The sequence below is a fragment of the Rhodococcus sp. 14-2470-1a genome, from assembly GCF_002259425.1.
Taxonomy (GTDB): domain Bacteria; phylum Actinomycetota; class Actinomycetes; order Mycobacteriales; family Mycobacteriaceae; genus Rhodococcoides; species Rhodococcoides fascians_E.
On record NZ_NPFZ01000028.1, the window covers coordinates 226,405 to 252,223 of the forward strand.

22 protein-coding genes are annotated in these 25,819 nt (G+C 65.1%); 16 read left to right on the forward strand and 6 right to left on the reverse strand.

Going from position 1 to position 25,819, the window contains the following annotated elements; genetic code table 11:
- Window positions 1–31: 31 nt before the first annotated feature.
- Window positions 32–973, reverse strand: a complete 942-nt coding sequence (locus tag CH292_RS16780) for an alpha/beta fold hydrolase (RefSeq protein ID WP_020110980.1) — start codon at window positions 971–973, stop codon at window positions 32–34.
- A gap of 18 nt (window positions 974–991) precedes the next feature.
- Window positions 992–1,513 (reverse strand): phage holin family protein, encoded by a 522-nt coding sequence (locus tag CH292_RS16785; protein ID WP_019662955.1) that lies wholly within the window; start codon window positions 1,511–1,513, stop codon window positions 992–994.
- 187 nt (window positions 1,514–1,700) lie between these two features.
- Here CH292_RS16785 and CH292_RS16790 point away from each other — a divergent pair, with 187 nt between their 5' ends.
- Complete coding sequence (locus CH292_RS16790) at window positions 1,701–3,074, forward strand: MFS transporter (protein ID WP_026347401.1); 1,374 nt, start codon at window positions 1,701–1,703, stop codon at window positions 3,072–3,074.
- Window positions 3,075–3,190: 116 nt separating this feature from the next.
- Here the strand turns inward: CH292_RS16790 and acs are convergent, their stop codons facing one another.
- Window positions 3,191–5,137, reverse strand: coding sequence for an acetate--CoA ligase (gene acs, locus CH292_RS16795; protein WP_020110979.1), 1,947 nt, complete (start codon window positions 5,135–5,137; stop codon window positions 3,191–3,193).
- Window positions 5,138–5,577: 440 nt separating this feature from the next.
- Here acs and CH292_RS16800 point away from each other — a divergent pair, with 440 nt between their 5' ends.
- The 5 genes from CH292_RS16800 (at window position 5,578) to CH292_RS16820 (ending at window position 11,828) form a co-directional block, all read left to right on the forward strand.
- Entirely contained in the window at window positions 5,578–7,206 is a 1,629-nt protein-coding gene (locus tag CH292_RS16800) for an ABC transporter substrate-binding protein (protein ID WP_019662958.1), read from the forward strand.
- A gap of 142 nt (window positions 7,207–7,348) precedes the next feature.
- Complete coding sequence (locus CH292_RS16805) at window positions 7,349–8,275, forward strand: ABC transporter permease (protein ID WP_019662959.1); 927 nt, start codon at window positions 7,349–7,351, stop codon at window positions 8,273–8,275.
- Window positions 8,268–9,227 carry an ABC transporter permease gene (locus CH292_RS16810; RefSeq protein ID WP_019662960.1) on the forward strand — a complete coding sequence of 320 codons (960 nt, stop codon included), beginning with the start codon at window positions 8,268–8,270 and terminating at the stop codon, window positions 9,225–9,227. The genes CH292_RS16805 and CH292_RS16810 overlap by 8 nt, the downstream gene beginning before the upstream one ends.
- The gene (locus CH292_RS16815; protein WP_094655277.1) at window positions 9,224–10,969 is read left to right on the forward strand and encodes an ABC transporter ATP-binding protein; all 1,746 of its coding nucleotides are present in this window, start codon (window positions 9,224–9,226) and stop codon (window positions 10,967–10,969) included. Before CH292_RS16810 ends, CH292_RS16815 begins: the two co-directional genes overlap by 4 nt.
- 106 nt (window positions 10,970–11,075) lie before the next feature.
- Window positions 11,076–11,828, forward strand: coding sequence for a hypothetical protein (locus tag CH292_RS16820; RefSeq protein WP_026347403.1), 753 nt, complete (start codon window positions 11,076–11,078; stop codon window positions 11,826–11,828).
- A gap of 364 nt (window positions 11,829–12,192) precedes the next feature.
- Here CH292_RS16820 and CH292_RS16825 read toward each other — a convergent pair whose 3' ends face one another.
- Window positions 12,193–13,026, reverse strand: a complete 834-nt coding sequence (locus CH292_RS16825; protein WP_094627864.1) for an HAD-IB family hydrolase — start codon at window positions 13,024–13,026, stop codon at window positions 12,193–12,195.
- Between the two features lie 445 nt (window positions 13,027–13,471).
- Here CH292_RS16825 and ssd point away from each other — a divergent pair, with 445 nt between their 5' ends.
- Genes ssd through CH292_RS16860 form a run of 7 tightly spaced genes read left to right on the forward strand, consistent with a single transcriptional unit; the run spans window position 13,472 to window position 18,038 of the window.
- Window positions 13,472–14,587 (forward strand): septum site-determining protein Ssd, encoded by a 1,116-nt coding sequence (gene ssd / locus CH292_RS16830; RefSeq protein ID WP_094655278.1) that lies wholly within the window; start codon window positions 13,472–13,474, stop codon window positions 14,585–14,587.
- Window positions 14,584–15,762 carry a TadA family conjugal transfer-associated ATPase gene (locus CH292_RS16835; protein ID WP_179277988.1) on the forward strand — a complete coding sequence of 393 codons (1,179 nt, stop codon included), beginning with the start codon at window positions 14,584–14,586 and terminating at the stop codon, window positions 15,760–15,762. Before ssd ends, CH292_RS16835 begins: the two co-directional genes overlap by 4 nt.
- Entirely contained in the window at window positions 15,759–16,547 is a 789-nt protein-coding gene (locus CH292_RS16840; protein WP_094655280.1) for a type II secretion system F family protein, read from the forward strand. The genes CH292_RS16835 and CH292_RS16840 overlap by 4 nt, the downstream gene beginning before the upstream one ends.
- Window positions 16,538–17,116 (forward strand): type II secretion system F family protein, encoded by a 579-nt coding sequence (locus tag CH292_RS16845; RefSeq protein WP_094655281.1) that lies wholly within the window; start codon window positions 16,538–16,540, stop codon window positions 17,114–17,116. The genes CH292_RS16840 and CH292_RS16845 overlap by 10 nt, the downstream gene beginning before the upstream one ends.
- Before the next feature lie 60 nt (window positions 17,117–17,176).
- Complete coding sequence (locus tag CH292_RS16850) at window positions 17,177–17,377, forward strand: DUF4244 domain-containing protein (protein ID WP_019662968.1); 201 nt, start codon at window positions 17,177–17,179, stop codon at window positions 17,375–17,377.
- A gap of 20 nt (window positions 17,378–17,397) precedes the next feature.
- Window positions 17,398–17,685 (forward strand): TadE family type IV pilus minor pilin, encoded by a 288-nt coding sequence (locus CH292_RS16855; protein ID WP_019662969.1) that lies wholly within the window; start codon window positions 17,398–17,400, stop codon window positions 17,683–17,685.
- Entirely contained in the window at window positions 17,682–18,038 is a 357-nt protein-coding gene (locus tag CH292_RS16860) for an Rv3654c family TadE-like protein (RefSeq protein WP_019662970.1), read from the forward strand. The genes CH292_RS16855 and CH292_RS16860 overlap by 4 nt, the downstream gene beginning before the upstream one ends.
- A 28-nt stretch (window positions 18,039–18,066) precedes the next feature.
- Here the strand turns inward: CH292_RS16860 and CH292_RS16865 are convergent, their stop codons facing one another.
- On the reverse strand, window positions 18,067–18,627 hold the full coding sequence (locus CH292_RS16865; RefSeq protein ID WP_033190227.1) for a MaoC family dehydratase N-terminal domain-containing protein: 561 nt from the start codon (window positions 18,625–18,627) through the stop codon (window positions 18,067–18,069).
- A gap of 114 nt (window positions 18,628–18,741) precedes the next feature.
- Entirely contained in the window at window positions 18,742–21,057 is a 2,316-nt protein-coding gene (locus tag CH292_RS16870) for a DEAD/DEAH box helicase (RefSeq protein WP_019662972.1), read from the reverse strand.
- A gap of 497 nt (window positions 21,058–21,554) precedes the next feature.
- Here CH292_RS16870 and CH292_RS16875 point away from each other — a divergent pair, with 497 nt between their 5' ends.
- The 3 genes from CH292_RS16875 (at window position 21,555) to topA (ending at window position 25,795) form a co-directional block, all read left to right on the forward strand.
- On the forward strand, window positions 21,555–21,758 hold the full coding sequence (locus CH292_RS16875) for a cold-shock protein (protein WP_005248460.1): 204 nt from the start codon (window positions 21,555–21,557) through the stop codon (window positions 21,756–21,758).
- A 266-nt stretch (window positions 21,759–22,024) separates the two neighbouring features.
- Window positions 22,025–22,612: a hypothetical protein gene (locus CH292_RS16880; protein WP_019662973.1), complete on the forward strand. Its 588-nt coding sequence runs from the start codon at window positions 22,025–22,027 to the stop codon at window positions 22,610–22,612.
- Between the two features lie 144 nt (window positions 22,613–22,756).
- Complete coding sequence (gene topA / locus CH292_RS16885) at window positions 22,757–25,795, forward strand: type I DNA topoisomerase (protein ID WP_094655282.1); 3,039 nt, start codon at window positions 22,757–22,759, stop codon at window positions 25,793–25,795.
- The last annotated feature ends 24 nt before the right edge of the window (window positions 25,796–25,819 follow it).

Genomic DNA, 25,819 nt, shown 5'->3' on the forward strand with positions numbered 1-25,819 from the left:
GGCTCCGCCGCATGTGAGTACTTATGCGGGGTCAGCGGACGCCGGACGACTCCAGGAGCTCCTTCAGCTGATCGGTGACCTCACCGGGCGACTCCTGGTGCGCATAGTGACCGGCGCCGAGAACGGTGTGCAGACGCCGCTGCGGTGCCCATCCGACGTCGCCGTGGACGGTGCGGGCCAGGACGTACGGGTCCAGTTCGCCGCGAATCTGCAGCGCGGGGATGTCCAGCGACGTGTCCATCGCCTTCATGAAACGACGGCCGTCGCCGCGGAACTGGCTGCGGAACGCCCACCGCTGATATTCCAGCGCACAGTGCGCGGCACCGGCGATGCGGATCGCGGACCGCAGCTGGGTCACGGCGTCGGTGCATTCCTCGGTGCCCTGCCAGGCAGGGCTGGTCCGCGACCTGAACAGCTGTTCGACGGCCTCGCCGTTCTTCTTCGTCAGGGAACGCTCCGGCACGAGAGGCACTTGATAGCGCAGAAAGAACGGCAGAAGGGCTCGTCGCTGTGCCTTGTCGCGAAGTACCGACCGACGTAGCGCGATGGGGTGCGGCGACCCGACCAGGCCGATCGCGCTCACCATCCTGGGGTGCAACGCGGCCGTGGCCCAGCACACGAGTCCGCCGTCGGCGTGCCCGACGAGTGCAGCCCGCGAATGACCGAGAGCCCTGATGAGGCCGACGACGTCGCCCGCCAGCGTCCATCCGTCGTATCCGCGGGGTGGCTTGTCGCTGTCCCCATATCCGCGTAGGTCGACGGCGACTGCGCGGTAGCCGGCTTCGGTCAGCGACGTGAGCTGGTGACGCCAGGACCACCAGAAGTCGGCGAAGCCGTGCAGCAGCACCACGAGAGGGCCGTCGGCAGGTGAATCAGCTGCCTCGACGACGTGGAAGCGGATGCCGTTGGCATGTACGTCCCGGTGCGTCCAGGGGCCGGCGAAACGCACCGTCGACGGGTCGGGCTGGCTCATGTTCGGTGCGTGCCGCCGCTACTTCTTGTAACCGGGGATGCCGGGAGTGCTCTCGTGCTGGTTCGGCAGCACCGTCGACGCCTGCTTGAGCGAGTCGATGGTCTTCTCGGGCTTGCGCAGCTTCTTGACGCGCAGGTAGCCGAGGAAGCCGAACAGTGCGGCGACGAGCAGCATGAACACGAAGACGATCAGGAACGCGGCCCACCTGGGCAGCCAGATGTCGAGCGTCTCCGCGGCGAAGAAGAAGAAGAAGAACGCACTGAAGATCAGAACCGCGAGCGCGAGCAGGAAGAACAGGCTGCCCTGCAGACCCTTCTTGATCTCACCGGTGACCTCGGCCTTGGCCAGCTCGACCTCGGCGCGCACCAGCGTCGACACCTGCGTCGTCGCGTCCTTGACCAGGTTGCCGATGCTGCCGGTGCCGGGCGCGCGGTAGTCGACGTCCGACAACGGGATGGACGAGATGGTGTTCGGCACCCCGTCCGGGTAGCCGTTCTTGCCGTTGGCAATGGTGCCTTGGCCGCGATTGGTATCGCTCAACTTCTCGACCCCTCCACTTGCTGGTGCATCGTTTGGTTCTTGCGGCCCTAACACTAGTGCCGACCCATGGTCGTACGCGTCGTGGCTGCAGGAACGACGCATCCGCTGAAATTCTCAGGTTGCTGTCAGGTAACTTCCCAGTTGTACATACCCCCATATATCGAGTGCAATCGCAGGAGCGCAGGCAGTGAGTACTTCCCCGGCCGTCCCAGGTGACGGCTCTGTAGCGGCGGCCCCGGAGGTACCACGGTCTCGTATCGTCGTGGCTTCGATGGTCGGAACGTCGATCGAGTTCTTCGACTTCTACATCTACGCGACCGCCGCGGTTCTCGTTTTCCCCAAGCTGTTCTTCCCGGCCGGGAACGACACGACGGCGTTGCTCGCGTCGTTCGCGACGTTCGGGCTCGCGTTCGTCGCGCGTCCCATCGGGTCCATTCTGTTCGGCCATTTCGGTGACCGCATCGGGCGGAAGGCGACCCTCGTCGGCTCGCTGCTGACGATGGGTGTCGCGACGTTCCTGATCGGTCTGCTGCCGACGTACGACTCCGTCGGCATCATCGCGCCTGCTCTGCTGGCCCTCATGCGTTTCGCGCAGGGTGTCGGTCTGGGCGGCGAGTGGAGTGGCGCTGCGCTGCTCGCGACGGAGACGGCGAAGCCGGGCAAGCGCGCCTGGGCTGCGATGTACCCGCAGCTGGGTGCGCCGATCGGATTCTTCTTCGCCAACGGCATCTTCCTGCTGATCGTCATCCTCACCGGGTACGACGCCGCGGTGTCCGGCAGCGACCATGCCTTCCTGACGTGGGGGTGGCGAATCCCGTTCCTGCTGAGCGCGATCATGGTCATCATCGGCCTGTACGTGCGGTTGAAGCTGGAGGAGACCCCGGTGTTCAAGCTCGCCGTCGAGCGCGGACAGAAGGTCAAGACCCCGCTGGCCGAGGTCTTCAAGACGAGCTGGCGTCAGCTGATCATCGGCACGTTCGTGATGCTGGCGACGTACACGCTGTTCTACATCATGACCACGTGGGTCGTCAGCTACGGAACCGGCAAGGTCTCCGACGTGAACGGTCCGAAGATCACCATCGCCTACACCGATTTCCTCGAGCTGCAGCTGATCGCGGTGCTGTTCTTCGCAGCCCTGATTCCGGTGGCAGGCATCCTCGCCGACAAGTACGGCCGTCGACCCACCTTGATCGTCATCACCGCGGCGATCGTCGTGTTCGGTCTGTCGTTCCACTGGTTCGCGGCGCCGGAGAACGCGTCGGCCGGACGCATGCTGGTCTTCATGTGCGTCGGTCTCGGCCTGATGGGTCTCACCTTCGGCCCGATGAGTGCTGTTCTGCCCGAGCTGTTCCCGACGAACGTGCGGTACACCGGTTCGGGAATCTCGTACAACACCAGCTCGATCCTCGGTGCCGCAGTGGCACCGTTCATCGCCACCTGGCTGGTCTCGAGCTACGGCGTGGGATGGGTCGGGGTGTACCTGGCCATCGTTGCTGCACTGACCCTGATCTCGCTGATCGTGATGAAGGAAACCAGGGACCAGCAGCTCGAGAACGTGTAACGCTCGACTGACGAAAATACCCCCGAGATGTGCGGTTCCAGGAGTCCTGGACGCACAACTCGGGGGTATTTTGCAGGAGCGGAGCCTGCGGAGTGACCCATTTGAAAGCGAAAGTGTCAGCGGCCCTTCTTGATTGCCTCGAAGACCTTGGGGTCGACGAGGGTGGAGGTGTCGCCCAGGTCGCGGCCTTCGGCGACGTCGCGCAGGAGGCGTCGCATGATCTTGCCGGAGCGGGTCTTGGGTAGTTCGGGGACGATGGAGATCTCGCGTGGCTTGGCGATCGGTGAGATCTCCTTCGACACCTGTGCTTTGAGCTCGGCGATGAGTTCGTCGCCGGTGTTGTCCACTCCGGCACGCAGGATGACGAACGCGACGATGCCCTGGCCGGTGGTCTCGTCGGCGGCTCCGACGACGGCTGCTTCGGCGACGCCGTGGTGGCTGACGAGTGCCGATTCGACTTCGCTGGTGGAGATGCGGTGGCCGGAGACGTTCATGACGTCGTCGACGCGGCCGAGGACCCACAGGGCGCCGTCGTCGTCGTACTTGGCGCCGTCACCGGCGAAGTACCAGCCTTCTTCGGCGTAGCGGGACCAGTAGGTGTCCTTGTACCGTTCCATGTCGCCCCAGATGCCGCGCAGCATCGACGGCCACGGCTGGTCGAGGACGAGGTATCCGTTGCCGCCGTTGCCCAGTGGCTTGGCGTCGTCGTCGACGATCTTGGCGGAGATGCCCGGTAGTGGGGTCATCGCCGATCCGGGTTTGGTGGAGGTGACGCCGGGGAGCGGGGAGATCATGATGGCCCCGGTCTCGGTCTGCCACCACGTGTCGACGATGGGGGCGGTGCCGCCGCCGACGACGTCGCGGAACCATCGCCATGCTTCGGGGTTGATGGGTTCGCCGACGGATCCGAGCAGGCGGACGCTCGTGAGGTCGTGTGCTTCGGGGATTTCCTTGCCCCACTTCATGAACGTGCGCACGAGGGTGGGGGAGGTGTAGTAGATCGAGACCTTGTACTTCTCGATGACGTTCCAATGCCGGTGCTCGTCGGGGGAGTTGGGGGTTCCCTCGTAGACGACCTGGGTGGCGCGGTTGGAGAGGGGGCCGTAGACGATGTAGGAGTGCCCGGTGACCCAGCCGATGTCGGCGGTGCACCAGTAGACGTCCTTGCCTGCTTTGTGGTCGAAGACGTTGTGGTGGGTGTAGGAGGTCTGCGTCAGGTATCCGCCGGAGGTGTGGATGATGCCCTTGGGCTTACCGGTGGTGCCGGAGGTGTAGAGGATGAACAGTGGGTGTTCGGCCGGGAACGGCTGCGCCTCGTGCTCTGTCGATGCCTGCGCGACGCTCTCGTGCCACCACAGGTCGCGGCCCTCGGTCCAGTCCACCTCGGAGTCGGTGCGCTTGACGACGAGCACATGCTCGATCGAGGCTGCCCCGTCGACGGCGTGGTCGACGGTCTCTTTGATGGGCGCGGGCTTGCCGCGTCGCCACTGGCCGTCGGTGGTGATGACGAGTTTGGCTTCGGCGTCGTCGATGCGTGAGCGCAGTGCGGTGGCGGAGAATCCGGCGAAGACGACGGAGTGTGTGAGGCCGAGGCGTGCGCACGCGAGGATGGAGACGATGGCCTCGGGGATCATCGGCATGTAGATCGCGACGCGGTCGCCGGCGACGAGACCGAGGTCGGTGAGGGTGTTCGCGGCCTGGGAGACCTCGGCGAGCAGATCGGAGTAGGTGACGTCGCGGCTGTCGCCCGGTTCACCTTCCCAGTGGATGGCGACCTGGTCACCGTGGCCGTCGAGGACGTGGCGGTCGACGCAGTTGTAGGCGACGTTGAGTTCGCCGTCGCCGAACCACTTGGCGACGGGTGCATCGGACCAGTCGAGTACCTCGGTGAACGGGGTGTGCCAGTGCAGCCGGCGCGCTTGTTCGGCCCAGAACGCCAGTCGGTCCTTCTCGGCGTCGTCGTAGAGGTCGGCCGTCGCGTTGGCCTGAGCCGCGAACTCGGCCGAAGGCGGGTAGGTCTCCCCGGCGCCGTTCTCAGTGGCTTCAGGGGTACTGGTCGTCATCTCTGATTGCTCGCTTTCGTCGTCCGCGTAAGGCGCTCGATGCCATCACAGGCAGCCCTTGTGAGGGTAGTCACATGTGAGGGCGGTCGCATCGTTGCAGCGGCGTGCAACCCTCTGATCTGCGGTGATCGGTCGGTTTTCCGCGACGGACGGTATTCAGGACTGATCCGTCGGGCCTGCCCGTTCGGAGGGGCTCTCGAGCGGTGGGAAATGACTTGCCGAAAAGTTTCGATCGTGTTTCGTGCTTACTCGAGAGTCAGCAAAAACTGGGGGAGTTCACATGTTCGTTTCAGGATGTGTCTAAAGTCTGCGGTATTGAGATCGTTGCCACCCCGCACTAAAGGATGTGGCCGGCGGTCGCCCCACAGAACCCCGTGGGCGTGACGCCCGTGGGGAGAAGATCACGGCGAACCCGTGATCGACCGAAGAGAGGATTTGTCTTGCGTAGAACACGCATTGCGACAGCTGCGGTAGCGGTTGTCGTATCAGCGGCGCTGGTCACGGCGTGCTCGTCCGGTGACTCGACGAGCAGCGGAGGGTCGGGAGACGGCTCAGCGATCATCAACGCCTGGAGTGGCGAGCCCCAGAACCCGCTTGTTCCTACGAATACCAGCGAGAACACCGGTGGCCGAGTCGTCGACTCGATCTTCGCCGGCCTGGTCTCGTACACGCCCGAGGGTGGTGTGCAGAACGAGGTGGCCGAGTCCATCGACACCACCGACGGTCAGAACTACACCATCACGTTGAAGGACGGATGGACGTTCACCGACGGAACCCCCGTCACCTCCAACTCCTTCGTCGACGCCTGGAACTACGGCGCGCTGTCCACCAACGCGCAGCTGCAGGGATCGTTCTTCGACCCGATTCAGGGCTACGACGAGGTCGCCGCCGAGAACCCGACCGTCCAGACCATGTCCGGACTGAAGGTCGTCGACGACAAGACGTTCACCATCGAGCTCAAGCAGCCCGAGGCAGCATTCCCCGATCGTCTCGGATTCGCCGCGTACTACCCGCTTCCCGAGGTCGCATACGACGACATCGCGGCATTCGGCGAGAACCCCATCGGCAACGGACCGTACAAGTTCGCCTCCGAAGGTGCGTGGCAGCACAACGTCCGCATCGACCTGATCACCAACCCGGACTACGACGGAAACCGTAAGCCCGCCAACGGTGGTGTCAGCTTCATCCTCTACAGCAACCTGGACACCGCCTACACGGATCTGCTGTCGAACAACGTCGACGTCCTCGACAACGTGCCGTCCTCGGCCGTCACCACGTTCGAGACCGATCTGCCCGGCCGCACGGTCAACCAGCCGTCCGCCAGCATCGAGACGTTCACCATCCCGTCGCGTCTCGCACACTTCGGCGGCGAGGAAGGCGTTCTGCGTCGTCAGGCAATCTCCAAGGCGATCAACCGCGATCAGATCACCGAGCAGATCTTCAACAACACGCGTACCCCGGCCAAGGACTACACCAGCCCGGCCATCGAGGGCTGGACGGATTCGCTCGAGAACGAGTCCAACGTGGAGTACGACCCCGAGGCCGCGAAGGCTCTGTGGGCTCAGGCCGACGCCATCGCACCGTGGACCGGCACCTTCGCCATCGCGTACAACTCCGATGGTGGACACCAGGAATGGGTCGACGCTGTCACCAACAGCATCCGCAACACGCTCGGCATCGAGGCGCAGGGTGCTCCGTACCCGACGTTCGCTCAGCTGCGTACCGAGGCCACCAACCGCACCATCCCGACGGCGTTCCGCTCGGGCTGGCAGGGTGACTACCCGCAGCAGTACGGCTTCCTGGCGCAGAACTACCAGACCGGCGGCAGCTCCAACGACGGTGACTACTCCAACCCCGAGTTCGACCGTCTGCTCCGCGAGTCCGCAGGTGAGACGGACAAGGACAAGGCGCAGGAACTGGTCAACCAGGCTCAGTCGATCCTGCTGAACGACCTTCCCGCAGTGCCGAACTGGTACCGCAACGCAGCCAGCGGCTGGTCCGAGAACGTGACCAACGTGAAGATCGGCTGGGACGGTATCCCGATCTACAACGAGATCGAGAAGAACTGATCTTCTCTTCTTCAGCTCCATGAGACCGAGCAGGGCGGTAGGTCTTTCACCTACCGCCCTGCTCGTGTGCTTGCCCCCTCACTACTTTTCGACGCCCCGGCCTTCTCGGTGACGTCCACCTTCCTCCAAAGGAGGTGATCCGATGCTCTGGTACATCGGACGCCGATTACTTCAGATGATCCCCGTTTTCATCGGGGCGACATTCCTGATCTACGCCATGGTCTTCTTGCTTCCAGGAGACCCCATTGCCGCACTCGCAGGTGACAAGGCCATCAGCCCCGCCGTCGCCGATCAGCTGCGGGCTCGCTACAACCTCGACCAGCCGTTCATCGTCCAGTACCTGCTGTACCTGAAGGGCATCTTCACCTTCGACTTCGGAATGTCGTTCTCCGGCCGTCCCGTCAGCGAAGTTCTCGTGCAGGCATTTCCGATCACCGCCAAGCTCGCCGCGATGGCTCTCGTCATCGAGGGTGTCTTCGGTATCGGCTTCGGTCTGATCGCCGGTCTTCGCAAGGGCAAGCTGTTCGACTCGACCGTGCTGATCGTCAGCCTCGTCATCATCGCCGTGCCGATCTTCGTCATCGGCTTCCTGGCGCAGTTCTTCATCGGCATCAAATGGGGCATCGTCCCGCCGACGGTCGGTGGCAACACCAGTTTCAAGAATCTGCTGCTCCCGGCATTCGTGCTCGGTGCCGTGTCCTTCGCGTACGTGGTGCGCCTGACGCGAACCTCGGTCGCGGAGAACCTGAGTGCGGACTTCGTGCGCACGTCGACGGCCAAGGGCCTGTCCCGCAGCCGTGTCGTGAACGTGCACGTCTTGCGTAACTCGCTCATCCCGGTCGTCACGTTCCTCGGCGCGGACCTCGCTGCTCTGATGGGCGGCGCGATCATCACCGAGGGAATCTTCAACATCAACGGCGTCGGCGGCACGATCTACCAGGCGGTCATCCGAGGTGAGGCGCCGACGGTGGTGTCCTTCGTGACCGTCCTGATCGTCGTCTACCTGATCGCGAACCTCGTCGTCGATCTCCTCTACGCAGCGCTCGACCCAAGGATCCGTTATGCCTGAGTCCACATCTTCGAACGACCGCTCCGTGCGGCAAGCGCGATTCGTCGAACAAGACGAGGTCATCGACGTCAGTCAGACCGATGCGGTGAACATCGACGAGGCGCCCGCCAGCATCTGGAAGGACGCGTGGGTGAGCCTGCGCAAGCGTCCGATCTTCATCGTCTCGGCTCTCATCATTCTGGCCGTCATCGTCGTCGCTGCGTTCCCGTCGCTGTTCACCAGCGCCGACCCCAGGTACTGCAACCTGGACTTCAGCATGCAGGGACCGCAGTCCGGCCACATCTTCGGATTCGACCGGCAGGGCTGTGACATCTACGCACGCACCATCTACGGCGCACGCGCGTCGGTGCTGACCGGTGTCGGAGTCACCTTCCTCGTTCTGGTCATCGGCGTGCTGTTCGGTGCGTTCGCCGGCTTCTACGGCGGCTGGGCGGATTCGCTGCTGTCCCGTCTCACAGACATCTTCTTCGGTGTCCCGCTGATCCTCGCTGCCATCGTGCTCATGCAGCTCTTCACCGATCGCACCATCTGGACCGTGATTCTCGTTCTCGCACTGTTCGGTTGGCCGCAGATGGCCCGCATCACGCGTGGCGCCGTGCTGTCGGCGAAGAACAACGACTACGTCATGGCCTCCCGTGCATTGGGAGTCTCCAAGGTGCGCACCCTGATTCGGCACGTCCTCCCGAACTCGATGGCTCCGATCATCGTCATCACGACGATCTCGCTCGGTACCTTCATCGTTGCCGAAGCCACGCTGTCCTTCCTGGGTATCGGGCTTCCCCCGACCGAGGTGTCCTGGGGCGGCGACATCAGTGCCGCGCAGGTCACCCTGCGTCAGGGATCGACGATTCTGTTCTATCCCGCAGCGGCACTGGCAATCACCGTGCTGGGCTTCATCATGATGGGCGACGCGTTGCGCGACGCTCTCGACCCGAAGGCCCGTAAGCGATGAGCGAACGTACGAAAGACGACGCGATGACCACTGATCCAGGCAGAGCAGAGCAGCCTCTGCTCGACATCAAGAACCTCGAGGTGTCCTTCCAGTCGAATTCCGGTCCGGTACCGGCAGTTCGAGGTGTCAGCTTGACGGTCTATCCCGGCCAGACCGTGGCCATCGTCGGCGAATCGGGATCCGGTAAGTCGACGACGGCGCACGCCATCATCAATCTGTTGCCCGGCACCGGCAAGGTGACCGGCGGCGAGATCCTGTTCGACGGCAAGGACCTGGCCACGGCCAAGGAGAAGGACTTCGTCGAGGTACGCGGCAGTCAGATCGGGCTGGTTCCTCAGGACCCGATGTCCAACCTCAACCCGGTGTGGAAGATCGGTTTCCAGATCGAGGAGGCGTTGGCGGCCAACAACATTGCCAAAGGCAAGGCCGCGAAGGCTCGGGCGATCGAACTGCTCGACGAAGCAGGCCTGACGGACTCGGCGAAGCGTGTCAATCAGTATCCGCACGAGTTCTCCGGTGGTATGCGTCAGCGTGCACTCATCGCGATCGGCTTGTCCGCCCGGCCGAAACTGCTCATCGCCGACGAGCCGACGTCCGCGCTCGACGTCACCGTGCAGCGTCAGATTCTCGACCATCTCGAAGGTCTGACGAAGGAACTCGGAACTGCGGTTCTGCTCATCACGCACGATCTCGGTCTTGCTGCCGAGCGCGCCGAGCACCTGGTGGTCATGAGCAAGGGCCGGATCGTCGAATCCGGTCCGGCACTGGAGATTCTGCAGAATCCGCAGCACCCGTACACGAAGAAGCTGGTCGCGGCGGCACCGTCGCTGGCGTCGCAGCGGCTGAAGTCGTCGGCGGTGCGCAAGGAGATCGTCGAGCAAGCCAAGGAGGTTGCCGGGGAGGTCGTCGCCGAGGAGCACGACAGTGCCTTCGAGCCCGCCAAGGACACCGTGCTGGTGGTCGATCATCTGACCAAGCAGTTCAAGCTGCGCGGCGGCAGCCCGTTCAAATCGACGCTCTTCACCGCTGTCAAGGACGTGTCCTTCACTGTCGAACGCGGTACGACGACGGCCATCGTCGGCGAGTCCGGGTCCGGTAAATCGACTGTGGCGCAGATGGTTCTCGGCTTGCTCGAGCCGACCGAAGGAACGGTGAAGTTCGACGGCCGCGACGTCGCCGGGCTGTCCAACAAGGATGCATTCGCGTTCCGGCGCCGGGTCCAGCCGATCTTCCAGAACCCCTACGGCTCACTGGATCCGATGTACTCGATCTTCCGCACCATCGAGGAGCCGCTGCGCACCCACAGCGTCGGCACCAAGAAGGAGCGCGAAGCTCGGGTGCGGGATCTGCTGGACAAGGTGTCGCTGCCGGCCTCGGTCATGCGGCGGTTCCCCAACGAGTTGTCCGGTGGTCAGCGTCAACGTGTGGCCATTGCCCGTGCACTCGCGCTTCAGCCCGAGGTGGTCATCTGCGACGAGGCGGTGTCGGCTCTCGACGTACTCGTCCAGGCTCAGATCCTGTCCCTGTTGAACGATCTGCAGGCAGAACTGGGACTGACGTACCTGTTCATCACGCACGACCTCGCCGTCGTCCGGCAGATCGCCGACGACGTCCTCGTCATGCGCTCGGGTGAAATCGTCGAAGCAGCGAAGACCGACGAGGTCTTCGACAATCCCAAGGAGGAGTACACGCAGCGGCTGCTCGCCGCTATTCCGGGTGGATCCATTCAGCTCGGAGCCTGACCCTCCTGTTCACTCACACCACCGTGCGTTCACCGCCGACGTCCCGGTCGTGAGCGCACGGTGGTGCGGTGCCGGTGAGAAGAGCACGCGGGTACCGTCGTCACTCGTGACCGATCCACTTGCACCGCTGCTCGAGCTACCGGGAATCGTCGACGCCGCCGAGCGCGCGCGTGATGCTCTCGGCGCTGTTCACCGACACAAGGCCAACCGCCGGGGTTGGCCGGCGACCGCGGCGGAGGCCGCTGTCCGCGCCGCTCGGTCGTCGTCCGTGCTCGACGGTGGCACGATGGACTTCCCCCGTGCAGGCGAGGACGGCGATCCCATTCTGGCCGGGTGCTTGCGCGTCGGGTCCGCGCTCGACGGCGACGCGCTGCAGAACATGCTGCCGGTGTGGAAGCGGGCACCGCTGCAAGCACTCGCACGGCTGCACCTGCTCGCTGCGGCCGACCTCGTCGACGACGACGCACTGCTCGGGCGGCCACGCGACGGCGTCGGGAATCGGTTGGATCTTCTCGCCCAGCTCGTCACCGGGGGTACGTCCGCTCCTGCGCCCGTCGTCGCGGCGATAGTGCACGGTGAGCTGCTGACGTTGAAGCCGTTCGGAACCGCCGATGGTGTGGTCGCCCGCGCAGCGTCGAGATTGGTCGCGGCGTCGTCCGGTCTCGATCCGCACAACCTCGGGGTGCCCGAGGTCAGCTGGATGCGACGTTCGCAGGCGTATCGCGACGGCGCCGACGGTTTCGCGTCCGGCTCGGCGACGGGTGTCGGGAGCTGGATCATCTATTGCTGCGGCGCTCTCGAAGCAGGCGCGGCGGAGGCGACGTCGATTGCGGAGGCCGCCGGCTCCGCAGGCCAGTAGAAACCCCAAAAGGGCGGCGTCGTCGACCGAAGTCGACTTCGCCGCCCCTTAGCACGGACTAACCGGTTACCAAGCGTGCAAAGGTGGGCTGTGGCGATTCTGTGATCGCGAGGCCTCGGCGACGATCCGGTGAAGTAGGAGGTCATCCCTGCAACCGGTGCAGGGTTCTTGCTGCTGCTTCCCGAAACTCGCAGGCCCACAGCGCTTCTGCCCTGTCAGCGGCGCGCTCCGCGTGGGTGCCTGATGTCCGTGCTGGGAATCGCGGTCGGGAGAAACGAACCTTCTCTTCCGGTTCGAACTTGGCCTTCCGTTCTTCCGTACGTCATTTGTACCCTGTGGCGCCGCTCACATCAAGGGGTAGAGGTCATCGTTTTCTGCGGAGTAGTCCGTAGGTGATCGCGCCGGCGGCCAGAGCGCTGAAACCTACTGCGGCACTTGCCGCTACGGTTGTTCCAGATGGTTTCTGGATGCGTGATCGTAGAGACACCGGGTTGGAGAACGTCAGAATCGGCCATCCCGCGGCAGCGGCTTCCTTGCGTAGCGCCCGGTCCGGGTTGACTGCTGTCGGGTGTCCGACGGCGCCCAGCATCGGCAGGTCCGTGATGGAGTCCGAATACGCGAAACACTGTGACAGATCGTAGTTTCGGGACTGGGCGAGAGACTCCATCGCCTCCACCTTGCCCTCGCCGTAGCAGTAGAACTCGACGGTCCCGTTGTAGCGGCCGTCCTCGACTTCCATCTTGGTGGCCGTGGAGATGTCCGCGCCGAGTGCCTCGGCGATCGGCCTGACGATCTCCTCGCCGGATGCGGACACGACGACGACATCGTGTCCGCGCAGTTTGTGATCCGCGATGAGATCGGCGGCTTCGGCGAAGACGAGTGGATCGACTATGTCGTGCAACGTCTCTGCAACGATCGAACGGACTTGTTCCACGTCCCAACCCGCGCACATCGCTGCGATATGAGCGCGCATCCGTTCCATCTGATCGTGGTCGGCGCCGGAGAGCAGAAAAAGAAACTGTGCGTAGCTGCTCTTCAGTACGGCGCGTCTGTTTATCAGCCCCTGATCGAAGAACGGTTTGCTGAACGCAAGCGTGCTCGACTTGGCGATAATTGTCTTGTCCAAGTCGAAGAACGCGGCAATTCTTCCGGCAGGACGAGTGGATTCGGCGTCGTCGATACGGGCGCTGGTGGTCACACTGTGAAGGATAGAGGGCCCAGGTGACGGGAGTGGAGCCTGCAGGAACGACCCAGGTGACGGGAGGGGAGCCTGCAGGAACGACCCAGGTGACGGGAGTGGAGCCTGCAGGAACGACCCAGGTGACGGGAGGGGAGTCCGTAGTGGTCGGGTGGGTGTCAGGGCTACTGGTCGGTACCGGATTTCGGCGAATGTTGAACTTGCAAAGGGCACGTGATGCGGGTGTAGTATCGGTGCAGTCCGACTAGCTCGGACGTGTTCAGCCCGACCCCCCGGGGCTGAACCCGACGACCCTCGCCTCCTCCCCCCCTGGCGAGGGTCGTCCTCTGTTCGGGGCAAGAAATCTGGTACGGGTGTCCAGTAATTCATCCACAACCCCCCGATTCATCCACAATCGCGCACCGCCCCCTGGTGGCGAGCCGATTCCGCGTTCAAGCTTCTGGCCATGGACACCGACCGAACCGGGACGAGACGCACTCGACCGTGCTTGCTGCTGACCGATGATGCTGCCCTGCGAGCAGAAGTTCTGCGGGTAGCAGCCGCGGCGGATTGTGTTGTGTTAGATCGGAACTTACCGGTCGGTAAGCCTCCGCTCTCGATGCGACTCGAATGGGAGGACGCCGGTGTCGTCCTGGTAGACGGCAGAGCAGTCCGCCTGTCGCTACCGCGACGAGCGGGAGTTGCCGTCGTCGTCCCCGGTGCTGCGAGCGTCGATCACTGGAAATTGGCCACAGCGCTCGGCGCGTCCGACGTCATGGAACTGCCGAGCGACGACGGCGCGCTCATCGCGTTGCTCAACGCCGAGCCGGGCGAATCCGCGGGAGACGGTGGAGTCATCACGGTGACGGGTGCGACCGGGGGAGCGGGGGCGTCCACCCTTGCTGCGGCGATAGCCCTCACCGCGTCCTCACGAGACATCCGAACGTTGTTGGTGGACGGAGACGAGTACGGCGCCGGAATGGACCTGCTCCTCGGCTGGGAGTCCAGCCCGGGGCTCCGCTGGCCGGGGCTGACAGTCGAGGCCGGTCGTATCTCCGGCGACGCGCTCCGGGGTGCGCTCCCCACCGTCGGACATCTGTCGGTGCTGTCGGCCGGCAGCGTGGCCACCAGAACGCCCGGCGCGGGCCAGGGCGAGGCGTCGACGTCCGCGGTTGTCGACGCCGGACGACGCATCGGCGATCTGGTGGTCTGCGACGCACCGCGCACCATCGGATCCCATTCCGACATCTACCACGACGCGGCGGATCTCGTGGTGCTCGTGGTGACCGCGACGTTGGCGTCGGTGTCCGCCGCAGAGAACGCGTCGGCGTACCTGAGCGCCAGGAACTCCAACGTCGGCATCGTCGTCCGAGGTCCCGCCCCGGGTGGGCTCCGCAGCACCGACATCGCCGACGCGTTGAGCCTTCCGCTGCTCGCGAGCATGCGTCCCGAACCGGGGCTTGCCCGACGCGTCGAACGTGGTGGATTGACCCTCTCGGCGCGATCGCCGCTGCGTCGTGCGGCGTCGGACATTCTGGAGACGTTCGCACGTAAGCCTCAGCAGGGACGGTGGGCGGCATGAGCGCCGTCGTGACGGGGGAACTTCTCGACCGGGTGCGGGGCAGGCTTGCCGGCGCGGGTGAGGAACCGACACCGACGACCGTGGCTGCAGCCATCAGGATCGAGGCCGGCGGGGTGCTCAGCGACACCGATCTGTTGGCTGCACTGCGGACTCTGCAGACGGAATTCACCGGCGCCGGGCCGCTGGAGCCGCTGCTGCGTGACCCGGCTGTCGCGGACGTCCTCGTGACCGCGCCGGACGAGGTGTGGGTGGACCGGGGAGTCGGATTGGAGCGCAGCAGAATCCGTTTCGCCGACGAGACGGCCGTGCGGCGCCTGTGTCAACGGCTCGCGTTGTCGGCGGGCCGACGCCTCGACGATGCTCAACCGTGGGTCGACGGTCAACTGCCCGGGGTCGGTGACGGTTCCTTCGGGGTCCGGCTGCACGCCGTGCTCGCACCGGTTGCGCGCGGCGGCACGTGCCTGTCGTTGCGGGTGCTCCGGCCGGCGACTCAGGGGTTGGGAGCGCTGGCCGAGCGCGGGGCCGTCGATCCGGAGGCGCTAGAGCTGCTGCGCGCTGTCGTGCGGGCCAGGTTGGCTTTCCTGGTGGTCGGGGGTACGGGCGCGGGAAAAACTACGTTGCTCGCCGCGCTTCTCGGTGAGGTCGACGCAACCGAGCGGATCGTGTGTGTCGAGGACGCCGCCGAGCTCGCCCCGTCTCATCCTCATGTCGTGCGGATGGTGGCGCGTGCGCCGAACGTCGAGGGTGTCGGCGAGGTGACCGTGCGCCAGCTCGTGCGTCAGGCACTGCGCATGAGGCCGGATCGTCTGGTGGTGGGTGAGGTACGAGGAGCTGAGGTCGTCGACCTGCTGACGGCGCTCAACACCGGACACGACGGGGGCTCGGGCACCATTCACGCCAATTCTCCCGCCGAGGTACCCGCGAGGTTGGAGGCGCTCGCGGCGCTCGGCGGCATGGGGCGAGATGCGCTGCACAGTCAACTCGGCGCTGCGGTTCAGGTGGTGTTGCACGTGCACAGATCGTCCAACGGCCGCAGGCGATTGAGGGAGATCGCTGTGCTCGTTCCCGACGCGACGGGCCGAGTGGGGGTGCTGCCGGCATGGTCGATCGACGGTACCGCCGGTGGCAGAGCCGACCTGGACGACATGATTCGCCGTCGGATGGACTCGCTGTGACCGCGGTGGGCGTACTGCTCTGCGTAGCTGCGCTTCTGGCCGTTCCCGGTCCGCAGGCTCGCCTTCGATCGCTCCGCACTCCGCCAGTGATTGCCGTGCGGTACCGAGCAGCGATCGTTCCAGTTTCGGCGGTTGTCGGTGCGGTCGCCCTCGTGTGGTTCGCGGGAGTTCATGCACTGTTCGCCGCTGTGATCGTCGGGGCCACAGTGTGGAAGCGTCGACGATCCGCAACCGAGAAGAGGAAGTTCCGTACCGAATCCGCACGTTTGATCGCCGCACTGGACACCGTCATCGGAGAACTCGGAGTCGGATCGCATCCTGCGTCGGCGGCGGCTGTCGCGGCGGCGGAAAGCGCCGGCACCGTGGGGATCGCGTTCGAACGCGCCTCCGGACACGCACGCATGGGTGGGCGTGCGCACGATGGGCTGTCGGTACCGGACGCAGCGATCTCCGGCCCACTGTCCATCGTCGCCTCCGCATGGCGAATCGCCGACGACCACGGTCTCGCCCTGGCCCGGCTGCTCGGCGCGGCTCGCAGAGACATGCAGGCGCGTAATCGGTTCCGCGACCGTACCCAGGCATCGCTGGCAGGTGCCCGCGCCACCGGAACCGTCCTCGCGTGCCTGCCGATCGTGGGCGTCGGCCTCGGTCAGGCCATGGGAGCGTCTCCACTGTCGGTGCTCCTCGGAGGAGGGCTCGGCGGCATTCTCCTCGTGATCGGAACGGCACTCGTCTGCGGCGGACTCCTGTGGACGGATGCCATCACCGACAAGGTATGCCGATGATCGGGATTGCGATGCTCTGTGCCGCAGCTGCTCTGATCACTGCACCGGCGGACAGGAGTGCACTCGGGAGGGTAGTGGGGGAGGGCGGCGTCGCCGAGAAGAGCGCGACCACGACCGTCGTCGATCGGCATGCGGTGGCAACGTGTTTCGACATGATGGCTGCCTGCCTCGCCGGTGGACTGCCGGCAGGGGCCGCGGCTCGCGCGGTGTCGACGATGGCTCCACCCGACGTGTCCACCGCTCTGCGAACCACAGCGGATCTGCTCGGTCTCGGCGCCGACCCGGACGATGCGTGGAAGGCAGTCGGTGCACTGCCCGAGGTGGAAGCGTTGGCGCGCATGGCTCGTCGATCCTCCCGATCGGGTGCGTCGTTCGCCGACGCCGTCGCGGAATTGGCAGACTCCGAGCGCGCGAGCGCCGAGGACGCCGCGGCGGCGGAAGCCGAACGAGCGGGAGTGCTCGTCAGTGGGCCGCTGGGACTGTGTTTCCTGCCCGCCTTCGTCTGTCTCGGCATCGTCCCTGTCGTGATCGGATTGGCGAGCTCGGTGCTCGGAGGTGGTGTCCTGTGACGCCACGACTGGAATTCCGGACCGGGTACGCCGGTCCGGACGTCAATGAGGGGGAAGACCATGAAAGCTGTGATGCAACAGGCCAGGACGCGATTGATTCTCGCCGCGGTGAACGACGACGGGATGTCCACCGCCGAATACGCCATCGGCACCATCGCCGCGGCGGCGTTCGGTGCGATTCTCTACACGGTGGTCACGGGCTCGTCGATCGTCGATGCGTTGACCGGGATCATCGATCGCGCGCTCGCCACTTCGGTGTAGCCGACGACGGATCGGCGACGGTGGAGGCGGCCATCGCGCTCGCTTCCATCGTCGCCGTCGTCATCACCTGCATCGGTGCGATCACCGCCGTGTCGCAGCATGTCCGGTGCGTCGATGCAGCCAGGGAAGCTGCTCGGCTCGTGGCCCGAGGTGACGACGTATCGGGATCGCTGCTACCTGCGAGAGCCACGATGTCGGTGAACACCGAGGACGGGATGGTGACCGTTCGAGTCGAATCGTCCACGCTGCTGCCGGGGCTCACCGTCTCGGCCGATGCGGTGGCGGTCATGGAATCGATACCCGAATGAAAGCCGCTCGATTCCAAACACAGGACAAGGGCAGCGTGACGGTGACCGCGGCGTTCGCGTTGACCGCATTGCTGGTGGTGGTGATAGCCGTCGTGCACGTCGGTTCCGCCGTCGGCGCGCGCCACCGAGCACAGTCGGCTGCGGATCTCGGGGCCCTCGCCGCGGCCGGTGCGCTCGATCGAGGCGTCGTGGACGCGTGTGCCACGGGCCGAGACATCGTCGAGCGCGTCGGCGGATCCGTGTCGGCATGCACCGTCGAGGGGTGGGACGTCGTCGTCGAAGTCACTGTCTCGGTGACGCTGGGACGCTTGGGTATCCGCGATGCAATGGCCTCGGCCCGCGCAGGCCCCTGACCGTCACCCCGCAGGCTCCACTCGTGCCCTAACCGCCTCTGCGCATGATCCCGTCGAGCAGGCTGCCGAATCCGTCGTCGGCGGCGGTGACGCCGTTGTCGCGCCGCTCGTCGGTCCGGGCGACGAACGTGGTTCTGGTGGTGACGACGGGTTCGCCAGCCGAGTCGCAGATTTCGTTCCTGGTGACCATGATGTCGCTGCCACCGGCCTGGCGGAACGATTCCAGGCACAGGTCGCTCCCCAGGACATCGCCGGTTCGAATCGTTCTGTGCAGCAGGATCTGCTGGTCGGAGTGCAGAATGTCCTTCAGCCCGTAACCGATGAGGAGGTTCTCGAACAGTTCCGGCAGCACGGCTGCGCCGATGACGGCGACGAACGTGACGGGCGCGATGATGCCGTCGTGTCCCAATTCGTGGCCGGCTGCATCGTCGACGTGGGCGGGGTGGTCGTCGTGGACCGCGCGGGCGAATTCGCGGATCTTCTCGCGTCCGACTTCGTAGGTGAACGTTGCGAAGTGGTGCGCGCCCACCAGGTCCCGGATGGATCGGGGCTCGGACACCTCGTGATCGATCAGCGACACCGTCGACATGGTCACCTCTCCTCGTCTCCTGAAGAGAAGTCCACCATCCGACGGGAAGTTGTGCAGCTAAGCGGTCGAACTCGCCCACAACTTACAAAAGTTGCGGCGCCGTCGTGTGGCCGATCACGACGGGCGAATTGCGGCCACCACGGCATCCAGGACCGTCACAGCGCCGTCCTTGTCGAGGGGGTCGTTACCGTTTCCGCATTTCGGCGACTGCACGCACGACGGGCACCCGGACGGGCACTCGCACGAGGTGATCGCCTCCTTCGTCGCCTCCAGCCATTCGACGATCGCTCGATGTCCCCGATCCGCGAAGCCGGCACCACCGTCGTATCCGTCGTAGACGAACACCGTCGGAAGTCCGGTGTCCGGGTGGAGCGCGGTGGAGACGCCGCCGATGTCCCATCGGTCGCAGGTCGCGACCAGCGGTAGCAGACCGATGGCAGCGTGTTCCGCCGCGTGCAGGGAGCCAGGGAACCGTTCGGCGCTAATTCCTCTGTCCTCCAGCAACTCCGGGGTGATCGTGTACATCACGGCACGGGTGTCGAGCGTCTGCTCCGGCATGTCGAGCTCGATCGAATCGAGAATCTCGCCCGAGTGCAGCCGACGCAGGTAGCCGACGACCTGGTGCGTGACATTCACCTGAACGAGCGCGACGGTGACCTGACCGTGAGTGCGTCGAGAGTGGATGTCGGTGATGGCGATGTCGGTGGTCTCGCGGGCGGACGTGCTCCAATCGGGCTGCTCGGGATGAACGAGAGCCAGACCGTCCTCCAGGTTCAGATCGTCGACGACGAAGCTCTCACCCTGGTGAATGTGTACTGCACCGGGATGCACTGTTGCCGGTGCTTTTCCGGAGTCGACCGTCCCGAGCATCCGCCCCGATCCGCCGTCGACGATGGCAACCTGGGTGCCGGTTCCACCGCGGATGTTCACCGACGCGTGCGGGGCGTACTGCTGGCCGTCCGGCGTGATGAACCAACCGTGCGGTCGCTTGCGTACCAACCCGTCCGCGGCGAGACCGTCGAGCACTGCCTCGGCTCCGAACTCGGCGGCCTCGTCGACCGTGATGGGTAGTTCGGCTGCGGCGCAGAGCATCTGGGGTGCGAGGAGATACGGGTTCGACGGATCGGTGACGGTCGCCTCGATCGGTTTGTCCAACAGGGCGGCGGGATGGTGAACGAGGTAGGTGTCCAGTGGGTCGTCTCGGGCGACGAGGGCGACGAGCGACCCCTCACCTCGTCGACCGGACCGACCCGCCTGCTGCCAGAACGAGGACACCGTGCCGGGGAACCCGGCCACCACCACGGCGTCGAGTCCGGCGATGTCGACACCCAACTCCAGTGCGTTGGTGGTCGCGACACCGAGCAGGGTGCCGTCGGACAGATCGGATTCGAGCTTTCGTCGGTCCTCGGCGAGGTACCCCGCGCGGTAGGCCGCGACGCGGCCGGGAAGGTCCCGGTCGACGTCTGCCAGGAGGCGTTGCGTGCCGAGCGCGGTCACCTCGGCGCCGCGCCGGGAACGGACGAACGTGAGTGTGCGCGCGCCCTCGACCATCAAGTCCGCCATGATGCGCGACGCCTCCGCGCCCGCGGATCGCCGGACTGGCGCACCGTTCTCGCCGGTGATCTCCTTCATGAGCGGGGGCTCCCACAGCGCGACGGTGCGTGGGCCGTGCGGAGATCCGTCGTCGGTCACCTCTTCGCACGGTGCGCCGACGAGCCTCGACGCGGCCGTGCCTGGATTGGACGTGGTGGCGCTGGCGAGGACGAAGGTCGGGGTCGCGCCGTAGCGGGCGCAGATTCGGCGGAGGCGCCTCAGGATCAAGGCGACGTTGGATCCGAACACGCCACGGTAGTAGTGACATTCGTCGACGACGACGTAGCGGAGATTGCGCAGAAACCTGGCCCAACGCTCGTGTGCGCCGAGGATCCCGATGTGGATCATGTCGGGGTTGGTGAAGAGCCACCGGGCGTTGGCGCGTGCCCACTGACGGATCTCGATCGGTGTGTCCCCGTCGTAGGCGCTGGGAAATACCTCGGCCAGTTCCGGTGCATCAGCGCGCAACTCGTCGGTGACGGCGATGGTGCTGCGTAGTTGATCGGCACCGAGCGCTTTCGTCGGTGCCAGATAGAGCGCGGTGCCTCGTGGATCGCCGAGAAGTGTGGACAGGATGGGCATCTGGTATGCCAGAGACTTCCCGGATGCTGTGCCGGTTGACAGGACAACATGATGACCATTGTGGGCGAGAGTTGCCGCGTGCGCCTGGTGTGTCCACGGACGTGCGATGCCGCGAGAACGGAGGACGGCGGCTACTTCGGGCTTCAACCATGTTGGCCAGTCCGTGAATTGGGCCTCGCGACCCGGTAGCTCCGCGACGTGGGTGAGGGGCTGCTCGCCCGACGGAGTACCCGCCAGCACTCGGTCGAGAAGCACCCTGCCGTAACTGTTCGAATGACCCGTCGGCGTTGGATCTGGTTGGGTCACTACTGCTCTCCATGTTTCGGTTCTGTTGCAGGTGCGTCGCGATGACGTCGCGACCTGCGGGTTTCATGCTATCGGTCGGTCATTCGCACGACGACGGCGCCTCGGCATACGTGCTGGTGAGAGGGGTCGGGCGGCGCAAATCTGCCGGTGAGAAGCGTCAAGATCAACAAAATGTGCGAAAACTGACTTTTTCGACTGTTGGAAACGCGAAAAGCGTGGTTGACTTGAACCGGTCGCAGCTTCTGTGTTCGTTTTCACGCTCGCAGGATCTTATGTTGCGGGCGGTGTGCTTTTGGAGCGTTTCCTGAAGGGGTCTGTGGTTCGGCAACGCCTGTCGGACGCGGGTTCCGCCTGAGGGGGAATTCAGGAAGTACAACGGTCGGAACCGGCCCGGTGGACTGTAAGTGCTGCCCACCGCATCCGGTGTTAGAAAGAGAAGGAAAAGCATGGCACAGGGAACTGTGAAGTGGTTCAACGCCGAAAAAGGCTTTGGATTCATCGCACCAGAAGACGGCTCCGCTGACGTTTTCGTCCACTACTCCGAGATCCAGGGCAGCGGCTTCCGCACCCTCGAGGAGAACCAGCGCGTCGAGTTCGAGGTCGGCCAGGGAACCAAGGGACCCCAGGCAACCGGAGTTCGCGCAGTCTGATCGACACCCCGCTCCCCGCGAGCGGAATCGACACCTCTCATCCCCCTATCGCTTTCGGTGCATGCCGAAGCGAAGGGGGATGAGTTGTATCCACGGCCACTGCCGACACTGTCTCCTCGGGTCGTTCCTGCAGGCTCCACTCCCGCCCTTCGGGTCGTTCCTGCAGGCTCCACTCCCGCCCTTCGGGTCGTTCCTGCAGGCTCCACTCCCGCCCTTCGGGTCGTTCCTGCAGGCTCCACTCCCGCTTTTGTTCTACTGTCCACATTGTGAACCAGTTGTCCTTCTTCTCCGCCGAGTCGCTGCCGCCGTCGGTGACCGACTTGAGTGGACTTCTCGCGTCCACCGGGCAGGTGGTTCTGTCGGCGTCCGGTGCTCGCATCTCGGTCGTCGTCGATTCGTCCTGGCGCGCCGAGGCCATCGCGGACCTGATGGCGGAGTGCGGGCTCGTGTCCGAACTCGGCCGGTCCGAGGAGGACAGGCCGCTGGTGCGGACGGCGTCGGTGCCCGAGTTGTCGGCACTCGCGTCGTTGTGGACGAAGGGCGCGGTCAAGTCGATGCCGCCGGGTTGGGTGCCCGGCGCCCGCGAGCTCCGCGCGTGGGTGCTCGCAGGCGGCCGACCGGAAGCCGAGGGCGAACGGTATGTTCTGGGACTGGATCCGCATGCGCCCGACACGCACGCCCCGTTGGCTCAGTCGCTGATGAGAGCAGGGATAGCTCCCACTCTCATCGGCACCCGAGGCTCCAATCCAGGGCTCCGCATCACCGGGCGCAGGCGAATGCTGAGGCTGGTCGAGAACGTCGGACCTGCGCCGGAAAATCCGGACGCACGTACCAGTTGGCCGACCGCCGAGTAAGAAGATGTGAAGCTGATCTGCGAGTATTTTGACGTCGTATGCCACTCTGTTACCAGGCGGACCGGCACGATTGTCGGTTTCGACAGGTAGAAACTGCTCGCGGAGTGGCTCTACAGGACGCAACGAGGAAGGTTCGGCAGCAAGGTGGCAACACGCAAGAACGGCACGGGGGATACCACCACCGGCGGTGCCCAGCCGCGCCGCCTTGTCATCGTGGAGTCTCCGACCAAGGCCAAGAAGATCGCCCCCTACCTGGGGAGCAACTACGTGGTCGAGGCGTCGGTCGGCCACATCCGTGACCTTCCACGCGGTGCCGCGGACGTCCCCGCGAAGTACAAGGGTGAGCCGTGGGCCCGCCTCGGCGTGGACGTCGACCACGATTTCGAGGCCCTCTACGTCGTCTCGCCGGAGAAGAAGGGCAAGGTCGCCGAGCTCAAGAGCCTGCTCAAGGACGCCGACGAACTCTTCCTCGCCACCGACCCCGACCGCGAGGGTGAGGCCATCGCCTGGCATCTCCTCGAGACCCTGAATCCCAAGATCCCTGTTCGACGCATGGTCTTCCACGAGATCACCAAGCCGGCCATCCTCGCGGCCGCTGCCGATACCCGTGAGCTGGACCAGGATCTGGTCGACGCGCAGGAAACCAGGCGCATCCTCGACCGGCTCTACGGCTACGAAGTGTCGCCGGTGCTGTGGAAGAAGGTCATGCCGAAGCTGTCGGCGGGCCGTGTGCAGTCCGTCGCCACCCGGATCATCGTTCAGCGCGAGCGCGACCGAATGGCGTTCCGGAGCGCCGAGTACTGGGACATCTCGGCCACCCTCGATGCCGGGGCAGAGGCGTCGCCGCGCAGTTTCGGCGCGCGGCTGGTCAACGTCGACGGTTCTCGCGTGGCTGCGGGTCGTGATTTCGGTGCCGACGGAAAGCTGAAGTCCGACGGTGTCACCGTTCTGGACGAACCGCGTGCCCGACGCCTCGCCGAGGCCCTTCAGGGCGTGGACCTCACCGTCGCGTCCGCCGAGGACAAGCCGTACACCCGTAAGCCGTACCCGCCGTTCATGACGTCGACGCTGCAGCAGGAAGCAGGCCGCAAGCTGCGGTTCTCCTCCGAGCGCACCATGCGCGTCGCGCAGCGGTTGTACGAGAACGGCTACATCACCTACATGCGTACCGACTCGACGACGCTGTCGGAGTCGGCTATCTCGGCGGCCAGGTCGCAGGCGACCGAGCTGTACGGTGCGGAGTACGTGCATCCGTCGCCGCGTCAGTACACGCGCAAGGTCAAGAACGCCCAGGAGGCGCACGAGGCAATCAGGCCTGCAGGCGATGTGTTCCAGACGCCTGGCCAGTTGCACTCCGCGCTGCAGACCGACGAGTTCCGGTTGTACGAGCTGATCTGGCAGCGGACCGTCGCTTCTCAGATGGCCGACGTGCGGGGCACGACGCTGACGCTGCGCATCACCGGTACCGCGGGCACCGGCGAACAGTGCACGTTCTCGTCGTCCGGCCGTACCATCACCTTCGCGGGCTTCCTGAAGGCCTACGTGGAGAGCGTCGACGACGAGGCAGGCGGTCAGTCCGACGACGCCGAGTCTCGGCTCCCTGCGCTGAAGGAAGGCGCCGCGGTCACCGCGACCCAGCTCGATCCGGACGGCCACACCACCAACCCACCCGCTCGGTACACCGAGGCGTCGCTCATCAAGACCCTCGAAGAGCTGGGTATCGGCCGGCCGTCGACGTACGCGTCGATCATCAAGACAATCCTCGACCGCGGATACGTCTACAAACGCGGCAGCGCACTCGTGCCGTCGTGGGTGGCGTTCTCGGTGGTCGCGCTGCTGGAGGCTCACTTCGGTCGGCTCGTCGACTTCGATTTCACGGCGGGCATGGAGGACGACCTCGACGCCATCGCCGGTGGTCGTGAACGCCGCGGCGACTGGTTGACGAGCTTCTACTTCGGTGGGGACACAGGGGCCGAGGGCTCCGTCGCGAGGTCCGGTGGCCTGAAGAAGATGGTCGGCACCAACCTCGAGGACATCGACGCTCGCGTCATCAACTCCATCAGGTTGTTCGACGACGATCAGGGCCGCGAGATCCATGTACGCGTCGGGCGCTACGGCCCGTACCTCGAGCGAATGGTGAAGAACGACGACGATCCCGATGGGGATCCGATCTCGCAGCGCGCCAACCTGCCCGACGATCTGCCGCCGGACGAGTTGACCATCGACTTCGCGGAAAAACTGTTCGCGACCCCGCAGGAAGGCCGCAAGCTCGGTGCCGACCCGCTGACGGGTCACGAAATCGTTGCCAAGGAAGGGCGTTTCGGTCCGTACGTCACCGAGATCCTGCCCGAGCCGGAGCCGGAACCGACTCCTCCCGAGCCGGACATCGTGCCGATTCCACAGGACTCGGACGGTGGAGGTGGCACCAAGACCGCAGTGAAGAAAGCTGCGGCGAAGAAGGCTCCGGCCAAGAAGGCGGCGAAGAAGGCCACCGGACCCAAGCCCCGCACCGGTTCTCTGCTGAAGTCGATGGATCTGGCGACCATCACGCTCGAGGACGCCCTCAAGCTTCTGTCGTTGCCTCGAGTCGTCGGCGTCGATCCGGAATCCAAGGAAGAAATCACCGCCCAGAACGGTCGCTACGGCCCGTACCTGAAGAAGGGCACGGACTCTCGGTCGCTGACCGACGAGGAGCAGCTCTTCACCGTCACCTTGGACGAGGCGCTGAAGATCTACTCCGAGCCGAAGCGACGCGGACGGCAAGGTGAAGCGAAGCCACCTCTGCGTGAGCTCGGCACCGACCCGGTCAGCGAGAAGCCGATGGTGATCAAGGACGGCCGCTTCGGTCCCTACGTCACCGACGGCGAGACCAACGCGAGCCTCCGCAAGGACGACGACGTCGCCACCATCACCGACGATCGCGCCTCGGAGCTCTTGGCGGACAGGCGTGCCCGCGGACCGGTGAAGAAGAAGGCCACCAAGAAGGCCGCCACCAAGAAGGCCACCACGAAGGCAACGGCCACCAAGACCGCAGCCAATAAGACCCCGGCGAAGAAAGCCGCAGCCAATAAGACCCCGGCGAAGAAAGCCGCAGCCAAGAAAACTGCTGCCAAGAAAACGCCTGCCAAGAAGACCCCGGCGAAAAAAGCTGCAGCGAAGAAAGCTCCTCCAGCGGACTCCTGATCGCTTCAAACGATGGGGTGCCTG